Origin of the sequence: Ligilactobacillus pabuli (assembly GCF_022836475.1) — a bacterium.
GTDB classification, from domain to species: domain Bacteria; phylum Bacillota; class Bacilli; order Lactobacillales; family Lactobacillaceae; genus Ligilactobacillus; species Ligilactobacillus pabuli.
Genome location: NZ_BQXH01000012.1, coordinates 73,177 through 84,683, shown reverse-complemented (window position 1 = coordinate 84,683; position 11,507 = coordinate 73,177). Strand labels below are relative to the sequence as shown.

The following is an 11,507-nucleotide window of genomic DNA, read 5'->3' as shown; positions in this document are numbered from 1 at the left end:
CTTTGATTTTAATTAGACACTTTAATCGTAGCACACGAGGACAAATGATGTCCTTTTTGCGTAGAAAAAAAGTGCTGATGATCAACTCATCAACACTAAAAAGTTTAGACCCCTAAAAAGTCCTGGCAGCTTTGTGCATGCCAGGGCTTTTTGACTAGTTGTCGATCATACAGATCATTGCGTGGTGGTAAATATAGGCTTTACCACGTTTCTTGCCATCAACATAGTATTTGTGTGATTTGGCGGTGCCGTCTTTAATTTTAGCAGTTAAAGTGATCATATCCTTCAGATATTGCATGGTCATTGGTTTGTTGTCAGGAGTAAACTTCGGCCCGCGCTTCTTGTTGGCGGGATCAGTTTGCCACTTGTGACCAGGCATAAAGGTTGGATCTTTTAAGTTCTTGACCTGAGCATAGAGATGTTTAAGAGTCTTCTGATAGGTGTTGAGACTCTTCTTGTCAAACAACCAGACAAAGGTTGAACCAATTGAATCACCGCTGGCAATCAAACTGTGCTTCTGATCAACGTAGGTGACACTACCTGGCGTATGCGCCGGTGTTTCGTAGACAGTAAATTTGTAGTTACCGAGGTCTAAAACGTCGCCTTCTTTGATCCATGCGTAGTTATTGGTGTAGTGCTGTTTTTTGATTTTGTCTTTAGCTGGATAGTAAATTGTGTTGGCTTTGAAAGCTGCCAGTTGCCCAGTGTGATCTTCGTGGTTATGGGTCACTGCGATTTCTAGTGGAGTTGTTCCCCGTAATTGATTGACGATGGCTAACAACTCTTTGCGGGCTTTGATGTTTTTGTTGCCAGCATCAATCAGCAGTGACTTTTCAGAGCCCTTGATCAAATACATACTGGCAGGATTGAGACCGTTTTTGCCTCCAGGAGACTTAGAATAGTCATTGATGTGATAAACGTTATCTTTTAATTTCTCGATGGAGTAGTAAGCCTGAACCTTGGTTTCACCAACTTTTTGGGGAACTTTAACTTTACCGGAAAACTTGGGAGCATGTGTGACGACTTGAGCCTGAAGGGTACTTTGGGGGAGCAAACAGAAGAGTGAGAAGGCAACAACAATTGCTGAAATAAGGAGCAAAAGTTGCCGTGTGAAAACAGAGTGTTGATTACTTTTGTCCATTACGATCCGCTTCCTTTCGCTATATTGAGTGTTCAACATATGACGTCAGAAATTAACAAATGAAAGACAAAGTGGGGGCTTAATTTGAGTCAACTATAACACTAAACTAAGGTAAACGATAACAAAACGCTGGGTGAAAATTCAAATGTTACTGCTTATAACACCGATAAATAACAAAGCAGTAGACTTTTTTGACTATCTTTATTTTTAAATTTCGAGTGAATGGACTCCTTTTTTGAGAATATCTAATAACTTCTGGAGCAGCAGATTTTTATTCTGTGCTTTAAATAAGACTACAATGTCATAGCTCTGATCATTGTGATCGTCAAAAGGAATATAGTTAACGTATTTGTCTTCAGCCATTTCCTGAGCACTGATTAAGCCGGCAGGATAAAAGGCCATTGCTTGATTAAGTGCTACCAGCATGTGCATTTGTTCGATGCTGGTTACCCGGTGAACATTTTTTAGGTTTAGTTGATCTGAAAGGCTGGCATGAAAACTTTCTTGTAAAAATTTTGAATTTTCTAAGCTAAAGTAAAGAATAGGCAAATCTCTTAACATATCTAGAGATAAATGAGCGACCGAACTATTTTTGTTTTGTTGACTAACACCCATTAACATTTGATTATGGTAAATCTTTAAAGAAGTTAATTCTGAGTTTTTAGCAACGCAGGGGCGACCGTAACTGATTGAAAATGCAATGTCTAAACTACCATTTGAAACGCTTTGAGCTAAGTGCTCATTACTTTGTTCATGGATAGTAATTGACGCATTCGGTTCAACCTGAGTTAACTGATAGAGCGAGTTTTGAACAATTTGTCCTTCAAATGGAGAAAAGCAACCAACTTGAATTGTCTGACACTGTTCATTATCAAATTTTTTTAAATCAGAAATGACATTGGCTAGATTATTGACTATATCTTGGGCAGAGGGGAGGAAAATCGAACCTTGTGGAGATAGATAGATCTTATTTTTACCACGTTCAAATAAATTAGTGCCCAGTTCACTTTCTAGTTGTGACATTTGCTTAGAAACAGCCCTTTGAGAAAGGAAGTTCTTTTTGGCAGCTTGTTCAAAACTACCATATTGGACAACTTGTAGAAATATTTTTAATTGATCGACATTCATCTGGAATCCTCCTGCTTACCCGAACTAAAAGTTCGTCTCTCGTAATAATTAACTGTGTTGTAATTTATTCACAAAGTATATGATTTACTTAAAGATGTTCTTAGCTATATATTATTATATTAAGAACTTTCTTTCATTGTCAATTGTTCAATTATTAACTTTGTATCTGAATGGGCTAGAATAATTGATTGATTTGACTAAAAAAACTTTGGAGGAATTATTATGTCATTAGCAAGTAAGAAACAGTACGATCTTGTTGTTGTTGGAACTGGTGCAGCGGGGACCTCTGCAGCCTTAGAAGCGGCACAAAGAAATGCTTCAGTGTTACTGCTAGAAAAAGGGCGTAATACTGGTGGAAGCACTAATTATACTGAAGGCCTTTTCGCAATTGATTCATATTTGCAAAAACAGCAAGGAATTAATGTTTCAGGAACTGAAGTTTTACAAGAAGAAGTTGAATATTCTAAATATAAAGCTGACTCAAGAATTTGGCGAAAATATATCGATGATAGTCCTGAAACCGTAGAATGGCTCAAAGACCAGGGTGTTAAATACGAAGGCGTTCAGGCAATGGGTGATGGTGAAGCAACTTGGCACATTTATGAAGGCATGGGCGACGCTGTGATCCATCAGGCACTGTTACCACAAGCCAAAAAAGCTGGTGTCGAATTGTTGACCTCTACCTCAGCGATTAAGTTATTAGCTGATGACAGTGGGAAAATTAATGGAGTTACCATTCAAGACCAGGTTTCACAAGAAGAGCAAGAAATTACAGCTGGCGCTGTTGTTTTAGCAACTGGCGGCTACCTAGATAACCCAGAAATGATGCAAGAATTAACGGCCTACGATACTTCACGTTTGGTACCAGTCAGCTCTGGTAAGGGAACTGGCGATGGACTACGTTTAGCTTGGGACCAAGGTGCTGCTAAGTATGGGACAGGAATGGCAATGTTATTTGGCGGTTACATTGGTGATCCTGATGAGCCTGCTTTTAAATATATTGATTCACATTTGGCAACTGCTGCTGGACAACAACCACTTTTGTGGGTTAATGAAAATGGTGAGCGGTTTGTAAATGAAGCAGTTATTTACAATTTCTCACTTGCCGGTAATGCCTTGTACACACAAAATAAAGTTTATAGTATTTTGGATCAAGGTGTCATTGATCGGATGGCGCAAGAAGGAAACTTCATGGGCTTAGGTGTCTATGTCAGAAGAGGCGAGAAGTTAGTTAAACTGCAAGATGAATTAGATGCTGCAGTAGCTGCCAACAAGCCATTTATTTTTAAAGCTGATTCAATTGAAGAATTGGCCGAAAAGATGGGTGTACCAACAGATAAATTCCAAGACACAATTTCAACCTATAATGAATATTGTGACAAGAAGGATGACCAAGACTTTGGAAAAGACTCAGATTATCTGGTTAAAGTTGCTCAAGGACCATTTTATGGTTTCAAATTAAGTGTTGGTTCATTCTGTACGATGGGCGGCTTACGAGTTTCAACTAAGAATGAAGTCCTTGATCAAAAGGGTACCCCAATTCCTGGCTTGTACGCAGCTGGTAATGATGCTGCTGGTTTAGCAGGCGACACATATGGACCAAATATGCCAGGGACTTGTGTTGGCTATGCTTATTACTCAGGCAGAAACTCAGCAAAGAATGCATTAGCAGCACTATAAGAAGTAATATTAGTTAGACTAAAAAAGAGTTTGGAAAATCGTAAAATGATTTTCTGAACTCTTTTTATTTTACATATTTTTAGAACTAAGTTGTACATCAAATGTAAACGATAACATTTATGTTTTGGAAACTATAATTAATTCTAAAGAAAAATTTTTATAATCATAAAATTATCATTTGTATCTAGCCAAACTAATTATTTTTTTGAAATATTTAGGTGAAATAAGATGAATCTAAATTGATCAAATAGTATAATTTAGGTATGTGTAAACAATATTAATTGAAAAAAACAGTCAGAAAGTAAATTGAGGAAAAAGGACGACAATGAATTTAAAAAATGATTATGTAGAATGTCCGGTTAATCCGAAAAGATACCATAGTCAAGCGATGAGAACCTTATTTTCAGTAATGAATAGTGAGGATATCAAAGAAAATGATGGTAAATATATTTTTGATTTAGATTTTGTTAGGAAAATATATAAACTTGAGCCGGCCACTTATAAAAAATTAATCAAGGAGTTTGGATTACGGGGAATTAAAGTCCATACTCAGAAAAACAATAAAATATTTATTCGAGTAAGCGAACCTCCCTATCATATTATTTCGGCTAATGAAAAATCTAAAAAATTTGAGAATATTATTTTTCCAAATAGTATCCAAATGACATTGAATGGTTTGGACGTCCAAGACGATACTTTTTTCGATGGAATTATTATTGAGCAGTTTAGCGAGCTCTTTCCATTTGATTATAATTTTGATGATTTGAAACGTTCTTTTACAAGCCATGGATTTGAAGTTTCTGAGGTTACTACAACGGCTAAGAGAAAAATTATCAAGCATGATGTTAGATTATCAATGCTGATTTCAGATGAAACAATCATCAGTCTTTTGAAGAAAAATGGTGTTTTTTTCTTAAGCCAGTTAAAGGTTGGTAATTTAAACAGAATTTTTAAACATAGCTTGAATACTCCGGCGAGAGAAAAATTTATCAAACAGGTAGTGTGTGATTATTATACACAAGGATATGAAGTAGTCCCCAAGGATGCTTATGATTTTTGTAAAGCCGATATCCAGGAAAACGTAATTGAGACAAAGAAAACAGAAACAGAAAAAGTCAGTTCTAGTGATGATAAAAAAGATGGGTATATTTCCGTTTTATTTAAAAATGAAGCCAGTTTTCCACTGTTAAAAAAGGCGAAGATTGATTTGTTATCAGAGCTAAATAATTTTAAGATTCATCAGTTCTTTGACGAATTGTCTTTTCATGGGAAAGCTAGAATTTCATTTGATACTCAAGTTAATTTTCTTTATGTGACCGGATATGATGTAATAACTGCTGAGTTTAATCAAAAGTGTTTGAATGATAAAACAATTGAATTGAAGAAAATGAAGCAGATTTCTTTAGAGAGTACAAATGAGCATAAACGAACTGTAGACCAGAAAGTTTCTTCTGAAGTTGCAGAATTAAAACATCAGTCAGAGGACGTTTATTTGCCTGGATTAATTTCTGAATCAGGGTTAGTCACATTACTGAAACAAAATGATTTTTTGTATTTATCGCAAGTAAATCCGCATAGCTTAGATGATTTATTTCAAAAGCCGGGATTTATCTTGATGAGACAGGAAAATGTAAAGAAAATAATTTGTGAGTGTTTTGAAAAGGGAAACTCTTTGGTTACGCAAGAAACATATGATTACTGTCGAAATGTTCAAGACCAGCTGAATGTAAATGAAGAGAAACCTCAGGAAACAGCAGAGTCAGAGGTGCAAGAACACCATAACGATATTACTGCAACTACTGACTTTATAAGTGATAAAGATGATACCGAAAAAAATTTATCAAGAGAGAATATGTTAAAAATCAAGATTAAAAAAACTATTTTAGAAAGCGGATTGGGTACCAGAGAAGATATCAAGCTAACTAAATTAATTTCAGATGCAAGAACCACTACATTATTACGTTTTTATAGAATCACTAAATTGTCTCAAGTTAGTATCTCTAGTTTAAATAAACTCTTTAGTAATTCACTATGTGGTTATGATAATGAGCAGTTAATTAAACAGACAGTTCGCGCTTGTTACGAGGCTGGCTCTAAGTTAATTTCACGAGCAACTTATGAATTTTGTGGAGGGACTTCTTTGGTAGCTAACCTTGTTGGTCAAGCTAAAGAAAAGGCCGCTATAGTAAAAAAGGAGAATAAAGATTCTAATAAAAAACTAGTTGTAAGTAATAGTCAGCAGATGACGAGAGAAAATAACAATCAGACACCTGAGCTAGATAGTGGTGAAGTTAATAATAAAGATGGAAACTTCAAAGAGCAGTCTTCAGTGATAGAAGATAGCCGTGAGAAAGTTTCAAGAGTCTTATCAAGTAATAGTGAAACAAAACAATCTAGCAAAAATTTGAATGCAGATGTCGCGCGCTATGCAGCAGACGGTAGTAATAGCGCATCAAAAAATGGTGATGATTCTGAGAAGAATAGTTTGCCCGGATTAGGTTCGAGCGTTCAATCAACTGAAAGAACGTTTAGTACAAAAATATCTAAGGATGTTGTACTCGTTTCTATTATGTTTTCTTCACCAAGTACTAGTGCATTACTTAAAAGAAATGGCGTTAATTACTTGTCGCAATTAACTAAGTCGAATTTGACTAGAATCTTTGAATTATCCGAATGTTATCCATATCGGGAAAAAATGATTAAGGAAATTGTCTGTGATTATTATGAAAAAGGGTATACAGTGGTCTCACAAGAAGACTATGAATTTTGTGGAGGAACTGCGCTAACGGATAGTTATTTCGAAAAGAACGAAAACACTAAAAATAGTAATAGTTTTTTGAAGGATAATGTCTCTGAAAAGATAAGTGATCTTGTTTTTGATCAAAAAAAACATGTAGAAGATGTTTTGTTATCGAGTATCATGTTAACCTCGCAAGATACGAATGCAATGTTAAAGCATAATGGAATTGAGTATTTATCACAACTAACTAAGCAAAACTTAATTAAAGTATTTGAATTAGCTGAATGTTCTCTAAGTCGTGAAGAAATAATTAAAGAAGTTGTACGTGATTATTATGAAGAAGGTCTTGATTTAATCACGCGAGAAGCTTATGAGCTCTGTGGTGGATTCACTTCAGAAACTAATAATACTGATCAAAATGATGATGAAGAAACAATAGTTAAAGATCAGGACAAGAATAAATCTATAGTAGATAATTCAAGTGATGTCAAAATAGTTCCAAGTGTAAAAGATAATATTTCTTCGAAGAATAATGACAAAATGGAAATATTTAAAGTTGATAAAAATAAAATTCAAAAAATTGTTCGCCAAGAATATAAATTAACTAAACCAATCCCAATGACAGACTTGATAACTGATCGTACAGCATTAGAATTGTTAAAGCTAAAAGGTATCGAAGATCTGACAAAAGTTACCAAAGAAAGATTGGGATATGTCTTTAATGATCCATTCTGTTCGTCTGATGTAGAGAGACAAATTAAAGAAACCATTCGTGCTTGTTATGAAGCAGGTTCAGCGTGGATTTCGATGCAAACGTATGAATTCTGTGGTGGAAAATCTATAGACACAGAACAAAAAGTGGTAAAAGAGCAAGAATCACATAAAGATGTAGCTAATGTTGATATTAAGATAGATCCGATAGTTAATGATAAAAACGTTACGGATCAAGATGAATCTCAGAATCAACAAAAGCCGGTTGAAGAACGTAAAAACAACTCGGAAAGTATTGATTTCGTTAACGTAGTTCAAAATGAAGTTAAGACTCAAGTGTCTGAAAAGAAAGCCGAGAAGAAAACACCTGAGGATGTTTCGTTGGCAAAGTTAATGTCGAAATCACCAAGTACTAATGCAGTGCTAAGGCGGAATGGAATTAAATACTTGTCGCAGTTAACTCAGAAAAAATTGATTAAACTCTTTAAGTTACCAGAATTTTATCCATATCGGCAAAGAGCGATTAAGGAAATTGTCATTGAGTATTATCAAAAAGGATCTTCGTTTGTGTCTGAGGAGGCATATGAATTCTGTAAGTATGGAAATGTGACAACTCATAAAAACAACGCAAAGATGAATGAAGTAAAAGCGAAGATGGAAGAGGTAGACAAAGGTCCACGAATATCTGAGATAATCCAAAAATCTCCAACGACAGTTGAATTGCTTGGACAGAACGGAATTGTATATTTTTCACAATTGGCTACTGGAAAATTGGCTAGAATATTTAATATGCCAGAATGTCATTTATATCAACGACAATTGATTGAGAAAGCAGTTTGTTCTTGTTATGAAAAGAATTCTAAGTGGATTTCACGTGAAGTATATGAATTTTGTGGTGGTACACGGACCAAGCAAAAAGATATCAGAACAGTAGGTATGGTAGATAATTTTCTGTCAGAAAAAGATAAGGTTGCTGAGATTAAACAGCCTCATCAGGAAGCTAAAAAAATGGACGAGGAAACCGAACAGAAAAATATCTTCATTCATCGGGAACTAAAAGATGATGATCCGACGATTTTGAAAGTCTTAGGGTCTAAAATCGATGATGTTTTTGCAGAAGCAAATGCAATTTGGATTTCTGAAATCGACCAAGAAGCTTTATATCATGTTTTATCTTCGCCAGGGTTAGGTGATAAAGATAAGAACAGGATCCAGAATAAACTAATTGAGCTTTATGAAGATGGATACGAAAATATTAGTCAAGAAGTTTATGAAGCATGTAAGCGAGTTTCTAAAGGCAGCCTGATAGATTCAAACAGTAATGAACCTGCAAAAGTAACTACCATAGTGGAACAAAATTCAGATGATCCAGAGATTTTCAAGGTCTTTAGTGATCAGGAAATTATCAATGCTTTTGCCCGAGTTAATGTAGTTTGGTTGTCAGATATTAGCGGCTTTAATTTAAATCGATTGTTAACAGATCCTAGTTTAAGTCCGGAGAAAAAACAGCTTATTCAAAAAACAATTAGTGACCTTTATGATCAAGGATACCGTAAAGTAAATTGGAAGGTTTATCAGATATGCCAAGCAGATCTTGGCTTTGATAAGAATGTAGCAGTCGAACCAGTGCGGACGTTGACTAACAAAGACTCAATTAGCAAACCTGAGCCACAGCAAATACGGAGAAGATCAAATTTAGCACCTGAACTGGTTGAATTTTTGAATGAGCAAACTGAAGAACAGAACAAGCTGCACGCAGGATATTTCTTCGTTGAACCAATCTATCGGAAGATTATGACAAGGGCAGACCTGTTTGACAAATTACCAAGTACAACCTATTTGCAGAAGCGTGACTTGTTTACTAGCCTGTTGAAGGACGGGGCAGATCAGTATTATTTGAGGGGAGATTACCCAATCTTATATGTAGATCAAAATCCTAGTTTAGAGACAATTATTAGTGATCATTTTGAGGACAAAAAGATCACTAATAAGAACTTAACAGAGTTCGCAAAAGACATCGGGTTTGATGATGGTAAGAAGTTAATTAAAAAATTGGCTAACAATGCTGCTTTCTTTGAGTTTAGACCAGGGGAATTTGTTTCAACACATTCATTACAGCTTTCTATGAGTGAGTTAGAACAAGTTAAGGATTATCTAGCTAGCTTTGTTAATCAAGATGGCTATGCTGTCATGGGGCAAATAATAATTAATCCTAATAAGTTGCCCGAATTAAAAAATCGGATGGATTGGAGTCCCAAACTGTTAGCATTTTATGTTGATCAAATTCCGGAATATAAGAACTTGAATTGGGAGTATATTTACGCAACTTCTAAAGCAGTTACCCAAAATAATTACATTATGTGCTCAATTAATAAACCATGGCGTAATTTGCTAGATTTGGTTCAATATGAGGTTAAAACAAACTATCATGATTCATTAACTAGAGATAAAGTTGGCCGCTTTTTAGACCGTAAACATATTTATACTGATAACAATAACAAGTTACCAGATTATATTGTGAAAAACGTCTTTGATGTAGATAGAGACCATGTCTTACATTTGAAGGATGTGATTTAATGGCGGTTGAACTTAGAGGCTATCAAAAACAAGCGGTGAATGCTTTTCAGAAAAATCACTACCGAGGTATTTTTGATATGGCAACAGGTACAGGTAAAACATATACCAGTATCGCCTGTGCACAGGAATATTATGCAGATCATGGAAAGCAGCTATTAGTCATTCTAGTACCATTCATTCATTTAATTACACAATGGAAAGAAAACCTCTTGGAAAATGGAATTGTGGTTGATGTCGAAGTTGCGTATGGTAAGGATAAATGGAATGCGAAGCTTAGCCGAATGATTTGGGAATATCAGCATGGCTTTAGAAAGAGATTAGTTATTATTGGTTCATACCGTTCAACTGGCGGTAAAAAATCACAATTTGCAAAAATTTTAAAGAGAGCAGAGCATGACAATTCTTTTCTGCTAGCGGATGAATGCCATTATCTGGGCTCAAAAAATTCTAATCCAGCTTTGTTTAGTAACTTTAATGCGCGCTTAGGACTTTCGGCTACACCCAAACGATGGTGGGATGAAAAAGGAACTGCTAAAATTTATCGACTATTTGACAAGGAAATTTTCTCGTTTTCGTTAGAAGAAGCAATTAACCAAGGCTTTTTAACGGAATATTCGTATCATCCAGTACCAGTTAAGCTGTCAATTGATGAAACAACTAGATATATTAAATTGAGCGAGAAGATTGGTAAGCTGATGGTGTTAAAACAGAAAAATAAAGGCAGCTCAGTTGATGAAGATTTACAAAACTTACTGATTAAGCGGTCTAGAATTATCGAAAAAGCAGATGCAAAAGAAGCGAAGTTCTTGCAAATCTTCAAAAGTCAAAATCCTGATCATAGCTTGGTGTATTGTGCGCCGGGTGATATCAATAAGTTTACTTATGATGTTGCCTTAGAGGGAGTTTCTGTTAGTGAATTTAAAGCTGAAGTTTCCTACCCTAATCGAGAAAAAATGTTACAAGATTTTTCACGAGGTAAGATTCAAACCCTAACTGCAATGAAATGTTTGGACGAAGGGGTTGATGTTCCCGCTACTAGAGTGGCGTTCTTTTTAGCAAGTACAACTAATCCCCGGCAGTTTATTCAGCGACGTGGAAGAATTTTGCGGAAAAGTCCAGGGAAAAAGCAAGCTGAAGTCTATGATTTTATTGTAATTCCAGATAAAAATGAGATGGATGAAGGAATGGCGAAGAGCCTAGTTAAACGTGAAATTCCTCGTTTCCATGAATTTGCTGAGTATGCTAATAATAAATACGAGGCCAGAGAGTTAATTAGACCGATTTTGGCAGAATTTGCTTTAGACAGCTATCTGGATAAGAGTTCGTGGGACGTTTATCAAGAGATGATGGAGGAAGAAAATGAACAATTTACAAGCTGATATTAAGGCTGAACTGGAAAAGTTACCACTAGCTGACCAGAAAATTATTAATGAATTATTGATTGATATTGAAAATGATGATGCAAGTCAAAGACAATTACGTGAGATTGTTGTCCAAAAAGTTCAACAAATGATTGTGAGTGAGGAATAG

6 protein-coding genes are annotated in these 11,507 nt (G+C 35.4%); 4 read left to right on the top strand and 2 right to left on the bottom strand.

Translation table 11 applies throughout. The features are described from left to right. Nucleotides 1-154: 154 nt before the first annotated feature. Entirely contained in the window at nucleotides 155-1,141 is a 987-nt protein-coding gene (locus tag LPAF129_RS07190) for an MBL fold metallo-hydrolase (protein ID WP_244055501.1), read from the bottom strand. A 207-nt stretch (nucleotides 1,142-1,348) separates the two neighbouring features. Next, nucleotides 1,349-2,269, bottom strand: coding sequence for a LysR family transcriptional regulator (locus tag LPAF129_RS07185; RefSeq protein ID WP_244055500.1), 921 nt, complete (start codon nucleotides 2,267-2,269; stop codon nucleotides 1,349-1,351). A 222-nt stretch (nucleotides 2,270-2,491) separates the two neighbouring features. Between LPAF129_RS07185 and vprA the strand changes: the two genes are divergently transcribed. From vprA to LPAF129_RS07165, 4 genes are all read left to right on the top strand, one after another. After that, nucleotides 2,492-3,949: a vinyl phenol reductase gene (gene vprA, locus LPAF129_RS07180; RefSeq protein ID WP_244055499.1), complete on the top strand. Its 1,458-nt coding sequence runs from the start codon at nucleotides 2,492-2,494 to the stop codon at nucleotides 3,947-3,949. Between the two features lie 325 nt (nucleotides 3,950-4,274). Continuing rightward, nucleotides 4,275-9,977, top strand: a complete 5,703-nt coding sequence (locus LPAF129_RS07175) for a hypothetical protein (protein ID WP_244055498.1) — start codon at nucleotides 4,275-4,277, stop codon at nucleotides 9,975-9,977. After that, the gene (locus LPAF129_RS07170; protein ID WP_244055497.1) at nucleotides 9,977-11,356 is read left to right on the top strand and encodes a DEAD/DEAH box helicase family protein; all 1,380 of its coding nucleotides are present in this window, start codon (nucleotides 9,977-9,979) and stop codon (nucleotides 11,354-11,356) included. The genes LPAF129_RS07175 and LPAF129_RS07170 overlap by 1 nt, the downstream gene beginning before the upstream one ends. Then, nucleotides 11,337-11,507: a hypothetical protein gene (locus LPAF129_RS07165; protein ID WP_244055496.1), complete on the top strand. Its 171-nt coding sequence runs from the start codon at nucleotides 11,337-11,339 to the stop codon at nucleotides 11,505-11,507. Before LPAF129_RS07170 ends, LPAF129_RS07165 begins: the two co-directional genes overlap by 20 nt.

Coding starts and splice junctions, on each gene's coding strand:
- LPAF129_RS07190 (WP_244055501.1), bottom strand. CDS start 1,141: ATGGACAAAAGTAATCAACACTCTGTTTTCACACGGCAACTTTTGCTC.
- LPAF129_RS07185 (WP_244055500.1), bottom strand. CDS start 2,269: ATGAATGTCGATCAATTAAAAATATTTCTACAAGTTGTCCAATATGGT.
- vprA (WP_244055499.1), top strand. CDS start 2,492: ATGTCATTAGCAAGTAAGAAACAGTACGATCTTGTTGTTGTTGGAACT.
- LPAF129_RS07175 (WP_244055498.1), top strand. CDS start 4,275: ATGAATTTAAAAAATGATTATGTAGAATGTCCGGTTAATCCGAAAAGA.
- LPAF129_RS07170 (WP_244055497.1), top strand. CDS start 9,977: ATGGCGGTTGAACTTAGAGGCTATCAAAAACAAGCGGTGAATGCTTTT.
- LPAF129_RS07165 (WP_244055496.1), top strand. CDS start 11,337: ATGAACAATTTACAAGCTGATATTAAGGCTGAACTGGAAAAGTTACCA.